This window comes from Sodalis sp. RH22 (assembly GCF_047324165.1).
Lineage (GTDB): Bacteria > Pseudomonadota > Gammaproteobacteria > Enterobacterales > Enterobacteriaceae > Acerihabitans.
This window is the reverse complement of record NZ_CP178731.1, coordinates 4,715,520-4,733,686: the sequence shown is the minus strand read 5'-3', so window position 1 is coordinate 4,733,686 and position 18,167 is coordinate 4,715,520. Positions and strand designations below refer to the sequence as shown.

At 57.9% G+C, this 18,167-nt stretch carries 15 protein-coding genes; 1 reads left to right on the top strand and 14 read right to left on the bottom strand.

Annotated elements, in window-relative coordinates; translation table 11 throughout:
• Positions 1-12 precede the first annotated feature (12 nt).
• Positions 13-921, bottom strand: a complete 909-nt coding sequence (locus tag ACL2XN_RS21515) for a LysR substrate-binding domain-containing protein (RefSeq protein ID WP_410013496.1) — start codon at positions 919-921, stop codon at positions 13-15.
• A gap of 103 nt (positions 922-1,024) precedes the next feature.
• Here ACL2XN_RS21515 and ACL2XN_RS21510 point away from each other — a divergent pair, with 103 nt between their 5' ends.
• On the top strand, positions 1,025-2,092 hold the full coding sequence (locus ACL2XN_RS21510) for an SDR family oxidoreductase (RefSeq protein WP_413721465.1): 1,068 nt from the start codon (positions 1,025-1,027) through the stop codon (positions 2,090-2,092).
• A 22-nt stretch (positions 2,093-2,114) separates the two neighbouring features.
• On the opposite strand, the gene ACL2XN_RS21505 is transcribed toward ACL2XN_RS21510, so the two are convergent.
• The 13 genes from ACL2XN_RS21505 to arnB all read right to left on the bottom strand — a co-directional run bounded on the left by ACL2XN_RS21505 (position 2,115) and on the right by arnB (position 18,030).
• Positions 2,115-3,080, bottom strand: a complete 966-nt coding sequence (locus ACL2XN_RS21505) for a D-2-hydroxyacid dehydrogenase family protein (RefSeq protein WP_413729416.1) — start codon at positions 3,078-3,080, stop codon at positions 2,115-2,117.
• A 59-nt stretch (positions 3,081-3,139) separates the two neighbouring features.
• Complete coding sequence (locus ACL2XN_RS21500) at positions 3,140-4,750, bottom strand: methyl-accepting chemotaxis protein (RefSeq protein ID WP_413729415.1); 1,611 nt, start codon at positions 4,748-4,750, stop codon at positions 3,140-3,142.
• 305 nt (positions 4,751-5,055) lie between these two features.
• On the bottom strand, positions 5,056-6,723 hold the full coding sequence (locus ACL2XN_RS21495; RefSeq protein ID WP_413727660.1) for a methyl-accepting chemotaxis protein: 1,668 nt from the start codon (positions 6,721-6,723) through the stop codon (positions 5,056-5,058).
• A 445-nt stretch (positions 6,724-7,168) separates the two neighbouring features.
• Complete coding sequence (locus ACL2XN_RS21490) at positions 7,169-8,215, bottom strand: pyridoxal-phosphate dependent enzyme (RefSeq protein WP_410013491.1); 1,047 nt, start codon at positions 8,213-8,215, stop codon at positions 7,169-7,171.
• A gap of 162 nt (positions 8,216-8,377) precedes the next feature.
• Positions 8,378-9,421 carry an iron-containing alcohol dehydrogenase gene (locus ACL2XN_RS21485; protein WP_413727659.1) on the bottom strand — a complete coding sequence of 348 codons (1,044 nt, stop codon included), beginning with the start codon at positions 9,419-9,421 and terminating at the stop codon, positions 8,378-8,380.
• 165 nt (positions 9,422-9,586) lie between these two features.
• The gene (locus tag ACL2XN_RS21480) at positions 9,587-10,633 is read right to left on the bottom strand and encodes a DMT family transporter (protein ID WP_413729414.1); all 1,047 of its coding nucleotides are present in this window, start codon (positions 10,631-10,633) and stop codon (positions 9,587-9,589) included.
• Positions 10,634-10,642: 9 nt separating this feature from the next.
• Complete coding sequence (gene arnF / locus ACL2XN_RS21475) at positions 10,643-11,020, bottom strand: 4-amino-4-deoxy-L-arabinose-phosphoundecaprenol flippase subunit ArnF (protein WP_413729412.1); 378 nt, start codon at positions 11,018-11,020, stop codon at positions 10,643-10,645.
• Positions 11,017-11,367 carry a 4-amino-4-deoxy-L-arabinose-phosphoundecaprenol flippase subunit ArnE gene (gene arnE / locus ACL2XN_RS21470; protein ID WP_410013487.1) on the bottom strand — a complete coding sequence of 117 codons (351 nt, stop codon included), beginning with the start codon at positions 11,365-11,367 and terminating at the stop codon, positions 11,017-11,019. Before arnE ends, arnF begins: the two co-directional genes overlap by 4 nt.
• Entirely contained in the window at positions 11,364-13,028 is a 1,665-nt protein-coding gene (gene arnT, locus ACL2XN_RS21465; RefSeq protein WP_413729411.1) for a lipid IV(A) 4-amino-4-deoxy-L-arabinosyltransferase, read from the bottom strand. The genes arnE and arnT overlap by 4 nt, the downstream gene beginning before the upstream one ends.
• Positions 13,025-13,930, bottom strand: a complete 906-nt coding sequence (gene arnD, locus ACL2XN_RS21460; protein ID WP_413729410.1) for a 4-deoxy-4-formamido-L-arabinose-phosphoundecaprenol deformylase — start codon at positions 13,928-13,930, stop codon at positions 13,025-13,027. The genes arnT and arnD overlap by 4 nt, the downstream gene beginning before the upstream one ends.
• Positions 13,927-15,909 carry a bifunctional UDP-4-amino-4-deoxy-L-arabinose formyltransferase/UDP-glucuronic acid oxidase ArnA gene (arnA, locus tag ACL2XN_RS21455; protein WP_413731012.1) on the bottom strand — a complete coding sequence of 661 codons (1,983 nt, stop codon included), beginning with the start codon at positions 15,907-15,909 and terminating at the stop codon, positions 13,927-13,929. The genes arnD and arnA overlap by 4 nt, the downstream gene beginning before the upstream one ends.
• The gene (gene arnC / locus ACL2XN_RS21450) at positions 15,909-16,889 is read right to left on the bottom strand and encodes an undecaprenyl-phosphate 4-deoxy-4-formamido-L-arabinose transferase (RefSeq protein WP_410013484.1); all 981 of its coding nucleotides are present in this window, start codon (positions 16,887-16,889) and stop codon (positions 15,909-15,911) included. Before arnC ends, arnA begins: the two co-directional genes overlap by 1 nt.
• Positions 16,876-18,030 carry a UDP-4-amino-4-deoxy-L-arabinose aminotransferase gene (gene arnB / locus ACL2XN_RS21445; protein ID WP_410013483.1) on the bottom strand — a complete coding sequence of 385 codons (1,155 nt, stop codon included), beginning with the start codon at positions 18,028-18,030 and terminating at the stop codon, positions 16,876-16,878. Before arnB ends, arnC begins: the two co-directional genes overlap by 14 nt.
• Positions 18,031-18,167 lie beyond the last annotated feature (137 nt).

The following is an 18,167-nucleotide window of genomic DNA, read 5'->3' as shown; positions in this document are numbered from 1 at the left end:
CGCGCGCATGCCTTAGCGGATGCGCAGCTGCCCGGCGAAAGTTCGCAACAATAAATCGATCTTGGGGGTCAGTTGCTTATTTTTCGGCCAGGTAATATGCAAAGGCAGGCCGTCGACCACGGCCTCGGGCAGGACAGGCACCAGTTTGCCCTCATCAAGGCTTTTGCTCACCAGCCAGGTGGCTATTTGCGCCAGGCCCGCCCCCGCCTCGAGGGCCGCCACCTGCGCTTCGCTGTCGCTGACCATCATATGATGCGCGATCTCAAGCCCCCTGGTCCGCCCCCCCTCCGCCGGCAATAACCAGCGCGCCCCCGCGCCATCGCTTTTACCATAGACCACGCAATCATGATCGCTTAACGCCTTCACGGTGAGCGGTACGCCCCGGGATTTCAGATAAGCGGGCGCGGCGCAGAAAATCAGGCGTTCGGTGCCCAGGTAGCGGGAGCCGATCGCCGGCGGCAAATCGCCAACGCCGCCGATACGCACCGCGACATCCACGCCCTCGTCAACCAAATCGACAAAACGATCGGTAAAGGTGATATGGGGCCGCAGATGGGTATGCCGCCGGAAAAACGCGATCAATATCGGCATCACGATAAGGCGGCCGAACGAGGCCGGCAGATCGATACGCAGCCGGCCCATGGGCGTATGGGCATGGGACGCCAATACCGCCTGGGCATCGGCCAGGTCGTTCAATACCCGGGTACAGGTGGCGAAAAACGCCTGTCCGGCATCGGTCAGGACCAACCGGCGCGTAGTGCGCTCAAACAGCCGTGTGTCCAGGCGTTGTTCAAGGCGCGCCACGCTTTTACCCACCGCGGAACTGGTGAGGTTCAGCTGTTCGGCGGCGGCGGCGAAGCTGCCGTACCTGGCGGTGTAAACAAACGCGCTCAGGCCCTTCAGACGTTCCGTGGGATGCATAGTATCAGGGATAAAAATTCTCGAATGGAAGGAAACAATAGCCGGGATAAGAATTAAATTCCAGTCTAATCTGAAGACCTGGAATGATAATGGGAGATAAGCTATGCAACATCGTGCCTTAATCGTCGGCGTTAGCGGCATTATCGGCAGCGCGCTGGCAGTGAAATTATTGCACAGTGGGTGGCGGGTCTACGGTTTATCCCGTGGCCGCACGCCGGTGCCGGAAGGCTGCGAAGCCATCGTTGCCGACCTCACCGACGGGCAATCCGTGGCGGCGGCGTTGAAAGATCTTGCGGTCGATCGCGTGTTTTTCACCGCCTGGTCGCGTCAGGCTACGGAAAAAGAAAATATCCGCGTGAACGGCGCCATGGTCAGTCATGTCCTGGATGCGCTGGGCGCCTCTATGGCAGGCGGCCATGCCGCGCTGGTCACCGGGCTGAAACATTACCTCGGTCCCTTTGAGGCTTATGCCACCGGCGCGGTCCCCGTCACGCCCTTTCGCGAAGAACAGGGGCGGCTGCCGGTGGACAATTTTTATTACGCCCAGGAAGATCGCCTGTTCGCCGCGGCCAAACGCCATGGCTTCACCTGGAGCGTCCATCGCCCGCATACCATCGTTGGTTATGCCATCGGCAATGCCATGAATATGGGGGTAACGCTGGCGGTTTATGCCACGCTGTGCAAATACACCGGCCAGCCGTTTATTTTCCCGGGTTCCACCATGCAATGGCACGGCCTGACCGATATGACCGATTCCCGGCTGCTGGCCAGTCACCTGGAATGGGCCGCCACCCATGACCAGGGGAAAAACCAGGATTTTAACGTCGTAAACGGCGATATCTTCCGCTGGCGGTGGATGTGGTCGCAGATAGCCGATTATTTTGGCGTGTCGCCGGCGCCGTTCCCCGGCCAGGCGTCACCGCTTGGCGAGCGCATGCAGGACGCGCCGGCGCAGTGGACGGACATTGCCGCGCGCTTTGGCCTGCGCGAGGCCAATATCGATAACCTGGTCTCCTGGTGGCATACCGACGCCGACCTCGGCCGGCCGATGGAAATCGTGACCGATATGAGCAAAAGCCGTAAGGCCGGTTTTACCGGCTACCAGGATACCCGCGACAGCTTTATCGACCTGTTTGACCGTCTGAAAGCCGAGCGTATTATCCCGGCGTAACCGCCAGATCCCGGCGGCCCGGTTATGCCAGCAGCCGGATAGGCCGGCCGGCGTGCCAGGCCAGGATATCCTCGATCATATCGCTGAAGAACACCTGGTAGCTTTCACGGGTTACGTAGCCGATATGCGGCGTCGCCAGGACATTATCCATGGCGCGAAACGGATGCGCCGCCGGCAGCGGTTCCTGGTCAAAGACATCCAGGGCCGCGCCGGCGATGCGCCGTTCGTGCAGCGCGGCAATCAGCGCCGCCTCATCAATTATCGGTCCGCGCGCGGTGTTGACCACATACGCCGTGGGTTTCATCAGCGCCAGCGATGGCGCGTCCACCATTGCGCGGGTGCGCCCGCTCAATACCAGATGGACGGATAAGACATCCGCCTGTGCAAACAGCGTTGCTTTATCAACATAGGTCACACCTGATTCGGCCGCCCGCTCAGCCGTCAGGTTTTCACTCCAGGCGATAGTCTCCATGCCGAAGGCCTGCGCATAGCGGGCCACCTTCCGGCCTATCTTGCCCAACCCCAGGATACCGAGCGTGCGGCCGTGCAGGCTGGTGCCCAGCCCCTGCTGCCAGCCGCCCGACCTCAACGCAGTCGCCTCCGCCAGCAGGTTGCGGGTAAGCGCCATAATCAACGCCCAGGTCAGTTCGGGGGCGGCATAGGGATTGCCGTCGGTGCCGGCGACGCTTATGCCCAGCTCTCCGGCGGCGGCAATATCAATCGCGGCATTTTTCATGCCGCTGGTCACCAGCAGCTTTAACTGCGGCAACTGCATCATGAGCGCGCGGTCAAAACGGGTCCGTTCACGCATGGCGCAGATAACGTCATAGCATTGCAGCCGTGCGGCCAACGCCGCGGTATCGGCGGGGAACTCGTGCAAAAATGTCACGTCGCCGACCGGCGTCAGCGCCGACCAGTCCACGACCTGACCGGCGACGGATTGCCAGTCGTCGATAACCGCAATACGTACAGGGGATAATTGGCTCATTTTATTCCTCGCAGTGGCACAAAGGATGGCAGGAAAATATCATCGGCTTTTCCGGCCGGTCATGCCAGCGCGAACTTACTGACGCTTTGCCGCAAACGTTGGGAATGGCCGATAAGCGCATCGGATGCTTTGGCGCACGCCAGGGTCAGCAGATTGCTTTGCGCGATTTGATCGTTGAGCTGTTTAATTTCACCGGCGATGGTATTCACCCCTTCGCTTTGCGACGCGGCATTGCGCTGCAGTTCATCCAATAACAATGCCACCCCCTGCACCGCCTGGACAATATCGTGGTATACCCGGTCCAACGCTTTTACCCGGCTGAAACCGCTGTCGATGTGCCGGTGGGTGGATTGGATCAGCATATCGATATCACGCGTCGACCCACCGCTTTTTTGCGACAACAGGCTCATTTCCCGCGCCACCACTGAAAATGTGCGGCCGTTTATCCCTGAGTGGGCCGCTTCGATGGCCGCGTTCAACGACAACAGTTTGGTTTGCATGGAGATGCCGTCGAGGAAGGTCACGATGCCGGCTATTTTTTCCGACTCCGCCACGATCTCATGCATTTTTTTATCAACCTCCGTCACCATCTCGCCACAGCGCCGGGTCAACGCCTCCGCATCACTCATATGACGTGTGGCATTACCGGCGAACTGCGCTCCGGTTTCCGCTTCCTGCGCCACATGGTTTAACCGCTCGCCGATAGTTTGAAAAGCCTGGGTCTGGTGCCGGTTATGCTGGCTGACGCGCTGGTTATGACTGGCGATGTCGCCGGCGCCCCGCATCACCAGGGAAGATATTTCATTGATTTCATTGACGATATGTTGCAAGCCCAGTTGCATCTGGCCGATACCTTGATTCAGATCCACGATCTCCCGCGACTGCCAGCGGGAGGCCGTCATAGGTTCGCTGAGGTTGCCGGTAGCAATCTGCGCCATATGGCGCAGGGCGTGGTCGAGAGGCATGATAACGGCATAGGACAGGGCCAGGCCGGCTAGCGCCAGCAAACCTGCCAGCAACGCCGAGATACCAAGCGACAGGCTGCGACCGGTGGTCAGCGAGGATAATATCGCTTGGTTAAAGCGCCCGGCTTCGGCGGTATCCTGGCTTAGCCGCTGATAAAACGCCGTGTTGAATTGTTCCTGAAACGCCTGGATGGGCACCATGAAAAACGAATCGATATTATCCGCGCGCAGTCCCTTTAACTGCTCATTCAGCCCGTCAAACACCAGGGCGAAATTCTGGCGCAGAGCGGCGTCGTTATCCTGCGCGCCATCCAGCTTTTGATAATCGGCAAAAAAGGACTGAGCCGCTTTTAGCGCTGTGTCGGCGCTGTCGGCCAAGGCCTGCCAACTGCCGACGGAGCCGCTTTGTTTATCCTGCATAAAATAAACGCCGGCGCGATTGATATTATCGCTGGCGGTCAATAATTCTATACGGGATTTATTCATTAACGCCTGACGTTCCGTCATGGCGTGGGCGGTGGTGATATTGCTTTTCATATGGGTGACCAACTGAGAAAGCAACGCGATAGAGAGGCATTGCAACAGACAAAACAGCAACAGGAACAGGACAAACCCGCCGCGCAGGCTGGTCATCCATTGCGGCGCGTCGATGCGCGGTAATCGCCATCTGCGGCCCTTGAAACCACCTTGACCAATAACCAACATGATTTTATCCATCATAAATAAAATGCAGTATTCGACGGCTTGATGTCAGTGATGTTACAGCGGGGCAATCGGGGCGGTAAAAAACCGTATCCCCGGCGCTAAGTCAAATAAGCGGCAGGATATGCGGCATGGATAACGCAATGGATAACGCAATAGGACGGTCTTGATCCGCGGCGTTCGCAACGCGCGCGCCGGGGGTTAAGGGGCGAAGAGAGGGGAGATCGTCTGGCGGCGGGACGGTGGGCGCCTAGCGGCGGCCGACACTTTTCCGGCAGCCACCAGGCGTTACTCAAAAAGGATTGACGTTAAAATGTTTCCCAATTTTCGTTAAGTTTTTCCCGGCCAGCCGGCGTTTTTAATCCGTCCTTTGGCGCCGCGGCGCAAGACGATATCGAGGTGTCTGTTTTCAGCAATCGCCCCGCCGCCGGCAATTGAAATACCGACACGGTTTCCGTCAGCAAACGGGCCTGCTCTTCCAACGATGCCGCCGCCGCCGCGGATTCCTGCACCAGCGCCGCGTTTTGCTGGGTTACCCCGTCCATTTCCGCCACCGCGGTGCTGACCTGGCTGATGCCCCGGCTCTGTTCTTCCGAGGCCGAGGAGATCTCGCTCATTAAATCCGTCACGCGGTTTACCGCCTGCACAATACTGTGCATGGTCTCGCCGGCGCGCGAGGCCTGCACGGACCCCGTGCTTACCCGTTCAACCGACTCCGCAATCAGCCCTTCAATTTCTTTCGCCGCCTGGGCGCTACGTTGGGCCAGACTGCGCACTTCGCCCGCCACCACGGCGAATCCACGACCCTGTTCCCCCGCCCTGGCCGCCTCCACCGCGGCGTTTAACGCCAGGATATTCGTCTGGAAGGCAATGCCGTTGATGACGCCGGTGATATCGGCAATTTTTTTCGAACTGGTGGTGATGCTGCTCATCGTGGCCACCACCTCATCGACGATTTCGCCGCCTTTTTTAGCGGTATTGGAAGCATCCTGTACCATTTTATTGGCCTGGAACACATTTTCCGTATTTTGCTTAACCGTCGCGCTTAGCTGCTCCATGCTCGCGGCACTCTCTTCCAGGGCCGCCGCCTGTTGCTCGGTGCGCGAGGAAAGATCGGTATTGCCCCGGCTGATTTCCCCCGCGCCCTGGTAAATGGAGGCGGAACCGTCGCGAATGGCGGAGACCGTGCGGATCAGGTTCTGTTGCATTTCCTGCAAATAGGGGAATAGCAGGCCCACATTGTTACGGCCGAACACGGCGATGGTATCGCCCAAATGTCCGCCGGAAAGCGTGTGCAGCTGTACTTTAAACCGTTCCAGCGGCTTAATCATGCAGTTGACAAGATAGCGGTCGGTCAGGACCAGGATGATAAGTCCGGCCACGATGGCCGCAATCAATATTTTTTTGCACCAATCGACCACCACCGCCACCTGCAGCGCGCCTGCCTGCGACATGGCCTCGCTTTTGAATTTTTCCGCCGCCGCGCCGAAAGCCTGGCTGAACGGCGGTGATTGCGTCCGGTATATGCGGCGGTATTCATCCATATTTTTCGCCTGGGCCGCCTGCAATAAAGGCTCCATTCCCTGATTAATAAGCTTGGTCCAGCTGCTGATGATGTTTTCAGTTACCGCGGGGTCAATAGAGGGATGTTGCCGCGCTTTGAACTCATCAAGCGCCGCTTTGGTGCTCTGCATGGCGGTAATAGCCGTCGCCAGTACCTTATCGGCATCCCCTATTTCGCCAGTCTGGACATAATCCATGGCCCGCGACAGGCGCGTAACGGTGCGAAAATACTGGTCGTTGCCGTGGGTGACAATATCAATGTCTTTCTTCTGATCTTCACTGACTGCTAATAGATGGTTTACCTGATTCAGCGAGGACAGGGTAAATGCGGAAACCCCACCCCACAGTACCATAAAAAAACCAAGTGTTATTAAGAGTATAACTCGAATACTGGTATTTTTTAGAACACGCATAGGTACTGCTCCTGTTAATTATTTCTATGCTGGCTTGTGCGCATATGTTTGGCATGCATGGAGGATGGGGGGAAGCGTAAGAACATTTATTGCACCATTCATGCCCAGCCCAAACTGGAAATGATTTTTGCGCGCCGATCTGTCCGTTTAATGAAATCAAATATTGTCCACACCCTGTGAAACGACTTATCTGAGATACAATGGTTATCGGCAAACGTTAACAAAGCTTGATAGAAGATGAAGAAAAAAAAGATCAAAAACAGACAGTTAGCTAGGCGTGTACTCGGCTGTTAATAAATAAGGGTTTTAGGGGTTTTTTCCCCTTTAATTTCACGAAAAAAATATACGTATTATCTTATATGAGCCGCTAATGGGCGGCGGCATTGGGCATATTCAGCGCAAATACCGCCAATGTAATCCCGGTATAATTTGCCGGTGATGATCCTTACAGCATAACGCCCGCCCGGTCCGAACGGTTTGCGCTAGTGAAAAAAACCTCGCCCTTTTCACGGTCGCTGTCGCTACCCGCATCGGCAAACAGCGTTACCACCTGTTGATCGGGACCCAGCGTTTGCGCCAGGCGGCAAGCGCTCTTCCAGTTAGCCGCCGATGAGGCGCCGATGCGTATGCCGGTCAGGTGATAAAATTCATACATTGCCGCCAGCGACTCTTGCCAGCCAATCAGGCTAAACGGCAGCACGTCGAGCTGCATGCGGCTGATAAACGGCTGGCGGAAACCAAAGCCCATGCCGCCGGCACCGGCAAATTTATCCCGGCCGTTAGGCGGAGCCAGGGTGCCGAAAGGCAATTCCCTGGGCGTGGTGCCCTGCACTTTTAGCGCCGGATTATCCTGCGCCAGCGCGGCGTATACCCCGGATAAGGTCCCGCCGGTGCCCACCGCCGCCACCCAGCCGCCGGCCTTGTCGCCGCGCAGCTGACGGCGGATTTCCTGGCCGGTGCCGTGTTGATGTACGGCGACATTCACCAGGTTCCGGTGTTGGGCAAGCAGGGTCCAGCCGGGGTCCGCCAGCGCAATTTCCTCGGCGCGGGCCATTAATCCCAGCAGGAAATACCGGGAGTCCACCAGGGTCAGCCCGGCGTTGGCTTCCCGCAAGGCCTTAACCAATACCTCCGGCGAGGAGTCCGGGATAACCAAATGCACGGCGATATCGCACATATTGCCCAGCATCGCCAGCGCGCGGCCCATATTACCGCCGGAAGCATCAAGCAGCTTCAGCGGTCCCTGGTGAAAATCGTGCTTGTTTACCGCCTCGCAAAACATGCCAAACGCGGTGCGGTCCTTGACCGATCCGAAGGGATTTTCAAACTCCAGCTTCGCCATTATGCTGGCGCCGCCCTCAGGACCGGGTACCGGCATCAACGTGGTATTGCCCAAGGCTGCATGAAAAGAGGACAGTTGGGGAAACATATCCAGTGCCTTAGAGGGATCCGGCGCACGATCAATATCGTTGAATAATTCCAGGTTCATCATCGTTCCTTGAAAGAATCTATTATGCGGGAGCATAATTATCCTATGATTAACATCATGATCAATAAAGAATTATTCAATAAGTTATTTTTCTCGGCTCCCCTTTGCCGCCTGGTTATTTCATATAAAAGCGGCCAATATCGTCTCTGTCTGGCGCGACGCTGGCTATTTTATCTCAGTGAGAATGCTCTTTATAAATATGTCGGATATGGCATTATTGTATTTATCGCCAAAGGTATTCTCCCATAGGCAGGTCAAACTATCCCGGGTCGCATTCATTACCGATAATATTTTTTGTCGATCCGCGCTGGGGCCGGCGTTAATCTTATAATCCACCGCATATTGGCGACAAAATGCAAAAGCGACCTGGGCGTATTGGTCAAAAAAAAACCTCAGGTGGCCGAGCGCCACTAAATTGGCCTTCGAATGGCAAATGCCCATGGCATTTGATACGCCATACGATAATGCATGGACCGCGCCTAACGATCCGCCAAGTAATGAAAAAGCGCTGGTATAATTGGCATAATAAGCTAATTGGCACCATTTGCTATCCTGCGGATGGTAGCCGCTTTTGATGATTTCATTAAAGATCGAAATGACGTTACGGCAGGCGGTGCGCGACGCATGCGACCCTTTAATACCCTCCAGGCATTCCATGGCATGAATGTAGCCGTTCAGCAGCACGGGGATGCCGGTTTCCGCGCTTACCGAGGCAAAGAAGCGGGGATCCACCAGCGCGACTTCCGGCCTGAGGTAAGGTGAAGTCAGGTTCTGCTTGTAGCCGTCGCCGCTTAATACCGCGGATGCGCTAAACTCCGCCGCCGTGCCGGGTATCGTGGGGGCGACAATAATCGGCAATCCTGGACGGATAACCGTATCCTGGTCGCACAGCTTTTCCACATCACCGCCGTTGGTTAATGTTATGGCGATGGCCTTGCCGAGATCCATGGTTGAGCCGCCGCCAACGGCAATGATATTTTCGGTTCGTGGATAATTATTTACCGCTGCATTCACATCTTCCATGGTCGGTTCCCTGGTCACCAACAGGATATTCTTTCGTTTTAGCAGGCTGATGGTTTCTTTAATAATTTCATGGTTAACAACATTTACGTCAATTAATATTAAAGCATTATTTATGATATTTTTAGAGAAGTAAGTCTGTAGCATACCGGCGGACATTAATACATTTGTGGTAATATTCAGATTCATTACACACCTCTTCACCTATGACAATGAGTGTACTTACCATTTCTAAATTATATTTATTCCTTATTCTACCGTTTGTTTTTAAAACCCATGGGCAATAAACTCTACTCTTATAAATATTTTTTTATTTTAATTAGTTCATTACGAGTTAATCGGCACGACATAAAATTAATGATCGTGGCGGTGATGGGCGTCGGGGAAATGCGGATGGGAATGGGCCATGGGGTCATGTCGATGCCAATGCCGGTGAACGGTTCCCGGTGCCGGCGTTTCCTCATGCGAATGTTGATGATGCTCATCATGGCGGTGTTCATGATCGTGCGCCATGGGCGCGTGGACATGAGGATGCTGATGACGCTCGGTAAGGTGCAACCCGATGCCCAACGCCATCAGCGCCCCGGCGGCAAGCATTTGCAGCGTCAGCGTATCGCCGAGGACGACGGCCAGCGCGGCGCCGAAAAACGGCGCCACGGAAAAATACGCGCCGGTGCGGGCGGTGCCGAGCTGGCGCAGGCCGACCACAAACAGCGCCAGGCTGACGCCGTAGGCCAGGAACCCGAGCGTCAGGGCCCCTGCCGCCTCGGGCCAGCTGGGGAAGGCCACGCCGGCGGCAAAGGCCAGCGACAGATTCACCAGACCTGCCGCCAACCCTTTTACGGCGGCGATCCAGGTCGCGTCGGTTAAAGAAACCTTGCGGGTAAGGTTATTATCGATACCCCAGGCGAAACACGCGCCCAAAATGGCAAGCGCAGGCCACAGACCGGCAAATCGGGCCTCGCCCGGCCAGCTCAGCACCACGGCGCCGGCCACGATCGCCGCCATGCCCAATGCAATGCGGCGATCGACATTCTCTTTAAAGGCAAACCATGCCAGCAATGAGGTGAAGACCCCCTCGGCATTGATCAGCAGGGACGCGCCCGAGGCGGGCATGGCGGCAAGCCCCAGCATCAGCAACACCGGGCCGATAACGCCGCCGGTGATAATGGCGCCGGCAAACCACGGCACTTCCGCCCGCGGCATACTGATCCTGGGGGCGCGCCTGATAAACCGGTACAGCGTCAGCCCCAGCCCGGAACCCAGGTAAAGCAATCCCGCCAGCAGCCAGGGGTTGACGCTGGTTAACAGCAATTTCGCCAGGGGCGTTCCCGCGCCGAATAATATCGCGGCACCCAGCGCCGCCAGTACGCCGGGATGGCGCAGCCCATTTTGCATCATGACCCCAACCTATGGGTGATGGCGATGGATAAGCCACACGCCGAATAAAATAAACGCCACGCCCAGGGTCTTGGCCGCGCTGGCCGCTTCGTTAAACATCGGCAGCGCGATCGCGGCGCAATAGACCAGGGCATAACTGATGCTGAGCAGGGGATAGGCCAGGCTGAGCGGCAGATAGAGCAAAGCGCAGAACCAGCATAACATCGACAGGATGTAACCCAGCACACCCACCGCCACCGCCAGCAGAGGTATACCGTAATGGATGGCGAAGGCCGGCGTCAATGCCTTTAGCGAGAACAGCGGGATCTGCTGCATCCCCCACTTCATCAGCAGTTGCGCCAGGGTGACCAGCAGCACGCTGGTCGCCGCCCAGAGATAACCCTTCATGGATTCAGACCCATCAGCACGATGCCGACCATAATGGCCGCCACGCCCCACCAGTGGCGGGACGTGGCGCGCTCATGGAAGATGCCCTGCGCGGCCAGCGTGACCAGCACAAAGTTCAGGCTCAGCACAGGATACGCCACGCTCAGCGGCAGACGTTGCAAAACGCCAAGCCAGAACAGCAGCGCCACCCCCAGCAAAACCAGCGCCCCCGCCAGCCAGCCCAAGGTTGCCGTGCGCCGGTTTTGCCGCGGCGGGCATTGCTGCCAGCGCACCGCGGCCTGTTTCTGACATAACTGCCCCGCGCAGGTGAGAACGCTGACCAGAAGTATCAGCAGATATCCGCTCATGGCCGTTGCCGGTACAGCACCAATGCCAGATGGGAGCTGCGTTGCATGGCATCGGGCGCGGGCAGGTAAACCGGCAGCCGGTTGTCGTCGGGCAGGCGGAGGAGAAGCGCCACATCCCCTTGCCTGCGCGCCGTTGCCAGCCAGCCGGGGAAATCCTGCTCGCTGATAAAACGCCCGCGCGCGTCGGGATAAGATAACCCATAGGTCAACTCGCCGCGCTCACGAAACATTTTTACGTCATCGCGCCTGAGCTCCCAGGCTATGGCGGTCGCCAGGCCCACGCTGTTGCTCAGCACGTATTGGCTGTGGCGCAGCACGCCGGCATTGGCGCGTATAATGTGCTGCGGCAGCTTATTGTCGATCACCCGCTGGGGAATGGCATGGCCCACCACCAGGCTGAACAGGACGGGACAGGCCGCGGCCCAGGCCCAGCGCCGCCCACCCTGGCGCCAGGACACGGCGGCAAAGAGAGCCCAGCCGGCGAATCCCAGCAGGCTTAGCGCCACCTTGGGCCATTCATCGTGGCCTAATATAATCACCTGCGGCAGCAGCCCGGCGCCCAGCGCCGCGATAGCCGCCATGCCCAACAGACCGAAGGCGCCGTTGATCACCGCGTTAAGGCGGAAAACCCGCACGCGGCGGGATGCGATGCAATCTTGCGCATATGCGGCCATCAGCAGGCTCAGCGGCGCCATGCACGGCAAGATATAGGTAAGCAGCTTGCCTTTGGCGAGACTGAAAAACACCAGCGGCATCAGCATCCAGCACAGCAGGAAAAACAGCTCCGGCCGCGTCGCCCGCTCACGCCAGCCCTTGAGCAGAGATCCCGGCAGCAGCGCCAGCCAGGGCAATGATCCCGCGATGATAACCGGCAGGTAGTACCATACCGGCGCTTTATGCTGCGCGTCGTCATCGGCAAAACGCTGGATATGCTCAATCCAGAAAAAATAATGCCAGTAATCCGGCTCACGCCGGGCAACGGCCAACGCCCAGGGCAGGCTCAGCGCCACCGCGGCCAGTACCGCCACCGGGCCGAAGATCAGCAGATCTTTCAGCCGGCGCCGCTGGATGGCGACGGGCAGCGCGGCAATCACCGGCACCGCCAGCGCCAGGAAACCCTTGGTCATAAAACCCAAACCGCAGGTAATCCCCAGCAGGATATAGGCGCCCAGCTTATCGCGCGCGCCGCTCGCGTTGATCGCCAGATAAAAACTGACCATCGACGCCGTCAGCCACAGCGACACCATGGGATCAAGCACGCTGTAGGTGCCGACGCCGAATACCAGCAACATCGAAAGGAATATCAGCGCGGCCAGGCACGCGGTGCGGCGCGCTTGCCACATCATCATGGCCAGCACATACACCAGCAGCGCGCTGGCGCCGGTGCTCAACACCACCCCGAAACGTACGGCGAAATTAGAATCGCCGAACAGCCATTGGCTGATATTGTTAATCCAGTAACCCAGTACCGGCTTTTCAAAATAACGCACGCCCAGCAGATTAGGCACAATCCAGTCGCCGCGCAGCAGCATTTCGCGGCTGGTCTCGGCATAGCGGATTTCATCGGGCTGCCATAACAAACGGCTGTTCAAAGGCAGCAGATAGACCAGCGCATAAAACAGCGCCAGTATCGCCGCCCAGTAATGTTTAATTAATTTCATGGCGGTGAATTTGCCGGGGCCTGGCAACACAGCCAGCCTTCCCGTCCGGGAAAAGGGGAACGGACGACACGCCCCACCGGCACCGTGGAGACATCGGCCGGCAACAGGTCGGGCAACGGGCAAAAGGTGATGCCCTGCTGCTGCGCGCGTTGTAATAATTGCTCGAATAACGCCGACTGCGATCGCCCTTCCACTTCACTATGGATGGTGTAGACCGGCACACCGCTATCCCGGGCGATCTGCCCGAGGATATAATCGTTGAAATTTTCCAGACGCGCCTCTTTGCCGATGACTTCGTCAAAGGTAGGCAAGGTGACGGGAATCTGTACCGCGCCGATACGGTTATCGCTTAATAGCGGCCGGAAAGGATGGCGGCCGCGGCAGTCGCTATTGTAGTAAAAACCGAAATTCTCCTTCGCCGCCAATACGCGCGTATCGGCGCGCCAGCCCGCCGCCGCGGAGCACGTTACCGGCCGCCCGATGCTCGTCTCCAGCGCCTCCACGCCCAGCCGGATCTGCCGCTCCAGCTCGGCGTCAGGCCAACGCCCGGCCTTGGCCTGCCATCCCTGGTGATCCCAGGCATGAAGGCCGACGTCATGTCCTGCCATCACAGTCTGTTTCATTAACGGTGCCTGGGACGGGGTAATGCATCTGCCCGGCCAGGCGGTGCCGGCCAGCAGGATATCCCAGCCATAAAGGGAAGCCGCCTGGGAACGCAGCATCTTCCATAAGAAACGCGGGCGCAGCAGGCGCCATAAATGGCGCCCCATGTTATCCGGGCCGACGCTGAAAAAAAAGCTGGCCTTGATATCATACTTTTCAAACAGTTCCAGCAAACGCGGCACCCCATCACGGGTGCCGGTGAAGGTATCCACATCAACCCGCAGGCCGACCTGCCTCACGCGTCCGCGCCTTCTTTAACCGTGCTGCGCAGGAAGAAATCCAGCGTCTGGTCAACGGTGCGCCGCATCTCGACGGTCGGCTGCCAGTTCAGTAAGCGGCGGGCGTTTTCAATGCTCGGTTTGCGATGTTCGACGTCCTGATAGCCGTTGCCGTAATAACTTTTGCTTTCGATATCCTTAAAGCCGGCAAACGGTGGGAAATGATGGCGCAGCGGATGGTTTTCAAAACTGTCCAGCAGCATTTGCGCCAGTTCACGGATGCTGGCCTCGTTGCCGGGGTTGCCGATGTTGATGATCTGGCCGTCGCAGCGGGCGTCGCGATTTTCAATAATGCGAAACAGTGCCTCGATGCCGTCGCTGATATCGGTGAAACAGCGTTTTTGCTCGCCGCCGTCCACCAGCTGTATCGGCGATCCCTCCACCAGATTCAGGATCAATTGGGTAATGGCGCGCGAACTGCCGATCCGCGCGGCATCCAGGTTATCCAGGCGCGGCCCCATCCAGTTAAACGGCCGGAACAGGGTGAACTTCAGCGTCTCTTTGGCGCCGTAGGCCCAAATGACCCGATCCAGCAATTGCTTGGATACCGAATAAATCCAGCGCTGTTTATTGATCGGGCCGACGATGAGCCGGGAGCGATCCTCGTCGAATTCCTTATCATCGCACATGCCGTAGACCTCGGAGGTGGAGGGGAAAATAATGCGCTTACGGTATTTCACGCAGTCGCGCACTATTTTCAGGTTTTCCTCGAAGTCCAGTTCAAATACGCGCAGCGGATTGCGGGTATATTCGATAGGCGTAGCGATGGCGACCAGGGGCAGCACCACGTCGCATTTCTTGATGTGGTACTCCACCCATTCCGAGTGGATGCTGATATCCCCTTCCACGAAGTGGAAACGCGGGTTCGTCATAAAACGGCCGACGGCGTCCGAACTGATATCCAGGCCATAGACTTCATAGCCGTCCTCACGCAACAGGCGTTCAGTCAGATGGTTGCCGATAAATCCGTTTACGCCGAGGATCAGGACGCGGGTCCGGCGCCGCTGCGCGGGGCTGGGTTTAGCCGCCAGCCGCACGCCGGCCATCATGCCCATCTCCCGCGCCAGCCGGCTGCCCTGCAAAAATAAACCGGCTTCGCTCTGCCCGGTGATAATCTCCAGCGCGCCGTCGCCGCAGGCAATGGTCAGCGGTTCGGTGGCCAGCACGGTACCCGGCTGTTTATCATGCCGGATATCCCGGGCGCGCGCGTTCCAGACGATAAGCTTGCGCTGGCCCAAATAGCTGAAGGCGCCTGGATAGGGTTCCGTTACGGCGCGCACCAGGTTGGCGATATCGTGCGCGCAATGATGCCAGTAAATCTCACCGTCGGCGGCGGTGCGGCGGCCAAAGTGGCTGGCTTCTTTTTCATTTTGCGGCGTCAGGCTAAGGGTGCCCGCCTTCAGCGGCGGCAATAAATCGCGCAACAGTCGTTCCGCCGCGTCGCTGAGTTTGGCATGCAGCGTTAACGCGGTATCGTCCGGGGCGATATCAACGGCGGCTTGCCCGGCAATATCCCCGGCGTCCGCACGCTTGACCATGCGATGCAGCGTAACGCCGGTCTGTTTTTCACCCTTGACCAGCGCCCAGTTCACCGGCGCGCGGCCGCGATAACGCGGCAACAGCGACCCATGCAGGTTAAAGCCGCCCCGGGGCGCCAGCGATAAAATATCCTCGCACAGCAGCTGACGATAATAAAACGAGAAGATAATCTCGGGTTTCAGGTTGCGGATAGTCTCAACCCAGAGCGGATGGTTGACATCGTCCGGCGCGTAAACCGGCAGCTCGAGACTCGCGCCCAGCCGCGCCACCGAGGGGAAAAACCTGTTTTCGTCCGGGGCGTCGGTATGGGTGAACACGGCCTGTATGTCATAGCCGGCTGCCACCAAGGCTTTTAAACCGATACAACCAATATCATGGTAGGCAAATACAATAGCTTTCATCATTCTTCTTCCTGGGTAGTCGAGGACGGCCGGGCGCCGATCACCTGCTGCACGAAATAACGGGGTCTGGCGCGGACATCGTTGTAAATGCGGCCGATATATTCGCCCAGCAGCCCCATGCCGACGAACTGCGCGCCAATAAAGGTAAAAAGCACCGCGAACAGGGTAAAAACCCCCTCGGCCGCCCACGTGGGCCCAAGGAGCAGGCGCAGGGCGATCAGGATGATCGAGAGGGTGAACCCGGAAATGGCGATAATGCTGCCGACCACGCTTAACAGGCGCAGCGGCGTGGTGGTCAGGCAGGTCACCAGGTCGTACATCAAATTGATTAACTTCATCAGGCTGTATTTGGAATCGCCGAACTCGCGCTCGGCGTGCGCCACTTCAATCTCGATGGTGCGCCGGGCAAAAGAATTGGCCAGGATGGGAATAAATGTGCTGCGCTCATGGCAGTGCAGCATCGCTTCCACCACCTGGCGGCGGTAGGCGCGCAGCATGCAGCCGTAATCGCCCATCGCCTTGCCGGTGGCGCGCTGGATAAGACGGTTAATCATGCGCGAGGCGCATTTGCGGAACCAGGAATCCTGGCGCCTGGCCCGCACCGTTCCCACCACGTCATAGCCTTGTTCCGCCACGCTCACAAGCCTTGGAATCTCCTCCGGCGGATTTTGCAAATCGGCATCAAGGGTAATGACCAAATCGCCGCTGGCCTGGATAAAACCAGCCATGATGGCGGAATGCTGGCCGTAATTGCGATTGAGCATTACGGCGACGATATGGTTTTCCGGCGTCTGCGCCGCCGCCGTCATCAGCTCGATCGAATCGTCGCTGCTGCCGTCGTCCACCAGGATAATTTCATAGGATTGGGTTAACCGCCCGCAGGCGGCGACGGTACGCGTAATTAACGCCGGCAGGCTTTCCTGCTCATTAAATACGGGAATAACCACCGAGACCTTAGTAATAGGTTCAACGCGCGACAATGTTCAGCTCCAACACAGAAAACAAGGCGGCAACCACCCGATCGACATCGCTGTCGGCCATATCCGGAAACAGCGGCAGGGTACACAGACGGGCTGAATTCCATTCGGTCGCCGGCAAGGACACCTGTGGATAACGATCACGGTAATATTTTTGCGTATGCGCGGCGCGGAAATGCAGGCCGGTGCCGATGCCCTTCGCCTGTAAACGGTTCATCAGTTCATCGCGGTCCAGCCCGCAGCGCTCGGGATCGATACGCACCATAAACAGATGCCAGGCATGCTGATGATCGTAGGCTGGCAACCCGAGCGGCAGAAACGGGGAACCCGCCAGAGCGTGGAGATAGCGCCCGGCAAGAGACCTGCGGCGCGCGTTTAACGCCGGCAGGCGGGCCAGTTGCACCACGGCGATGGCCGCATGGATATCGGAGAGGTTATATTTGTACCCCGGCTCCACCACTTCGGCCTGCGGCTTGCGCCCCTGCTGACGGCGATCGAAGGCGTCGGCGCCCAGGCCGTGAAATTTCAGCCGCCGCACGCGCTCCGCCAGGGCATCGTCGTCGGTGCCGACCAGGCCGCCTTCGGCGCAGGTCATGTTTTTAATGGCGTGGAAAGAAAAAATCGCCGTACCCGTGGCGCCGATCCAGCGCCCTTTATAACGGGTGCCCACCGCATGGGCCGCATCTTCGATTAGAGGTATGGCGTGGCGGCGAGCCACGGCGCGCAGCGCATCCAAATCCAGCGGCGCGCCGGCGTAGTGCACCGGCACGATGGCCCTGGTGCGCGGGGTAATAGCCGCCTCCACCGCCGCCGCCGTGACCATCAGCGTGTCGCGATCGATATCGACCATCACCGGACGCGCGCCCAGCAGCTCGATCATGTTCAGCGTGGAAACCCAGGTCTGGGAAGGGGTAATGACTTCATCACCGGGACCGATGCCCAGCGCCGCAAGGACCAGATGCATGCCGGCGGTGGCGGAGCATACCGCTATGGCGTGTTTACAGCCGAAAGCGGCGCAAAAGTCCGCCTCCAGCCGCTGGTTTTGTGGTCCGGTGGTGATCCAGCCGGAACGGAGAACGTCGCCCACGGCCGCAATTTCGTCCTCACCAATGGAGGGACGGGAAAAAGGTAATAGTTGATCCATAAATAAAATCGAATCCAAAAATGCATTTTGAAAGTACTATACCGACCAATAATTAAACGAAGATTAAATTTAAAAAAGAAAGCCTGATTTAATATTGCCGCCGTAGCCATGGCAAAGAACAAGGCAACGTATTTAGG

Excerpts from the sequence above, each read along its gene's own strand:
- ACL2XN_RS21485 (WP_413727659.1), bottom strand. The coding sequence starts at position 9,421 with ATGAATCTGAATATTACCACAAATGTATTAATGTCCGCCGGTATGCTA.
- ACL2XN_RS21500 (WP_413729415.1), bottom strand. The coding sequence starts at position 4,750 with ATGTTGGTTATTGGTCAAGGTGGTTTCAAGGGCCGCAGATGGCGATTA.
- ACL2XN_RS21510 (WP_413721465.1), top strand. The coding sequence starts at position 1,025 with ATGCAACATCGTGCCTTAATCGTCGGCGTTAGCGGCATTATCGGCAGC.
- ACL2XN_RS21495 (WP_413727660.1), bottom strand. The coding sequence starts at position 6,723 with ATGCGTGTTCTAAAAAATACCAGTATTCGAGTTATACTCTTAATAACA.
- ACL2XN_RS21480 (WP_413729414.1), bottom strand. The coding sequence starts at position 10,633 with ATGATGCAAAATGGGCTGCGCCATCCCGGCGTACTGGCGGCGCTGGGT.
- ACL2XN_RS21515 (WP_410013496.1), bottom strand. The coding sequence starts at position 921 with ATGCATCCCACGGAACGTCTGAAGGGCCTGAGCGCGTTTGTTTACACC.
- ACL2XN_RS21505 (WP_413729416.1), bottom strand. The coding sequence starts at position 3,080 with ATGAGCCAATTATCCCCTGTACGTATTGCGGTTATCGACGACTGGCAA.
- arnA (WP_413731012.1), bottom strand. The coding sequence starts at position 15,909 with ATGAAAGCTATTGTATTTGCCTACCATGATATTGGTTGTATCGGTTTA.
- arnE (WP_410013487.1), bottom strand. The coding sequence starts at position 11,367 with ATGAGCGGATATCTGCTGATACTTCTGGTCAGCGTTCTCACCTGCGCG.
- arnF (WP_413729412.1), bottom strand. The coding sequence starts at position 11,020 with ATGAAGGGTTATCTCTGGGCGGCGACCAGCGTGCTGCTGGTCACCCTG.
- ACL2XN_RS21490 (WP_410013491.1), bottom strand. The coding sequence starts at position 8,215 with ATGATGAACCTGGAATTATTCAACGATATTGATCGTGCGCCGGATCCC.
- arnB (WP_410013483.1), bottom strand. The coding sequence starts at position 18,030 with ATGGATCAACTATTACCTTTTTCCCGTCCCTCCATTGGTGAGGACGAA.
- arnT (WP_413729411.1), bottom strand. The coding sequence starts at position 13,028 with ATGAAATTAATTAAACATTACTGGGCGGCGATACTGGCGCTGTTTTAT.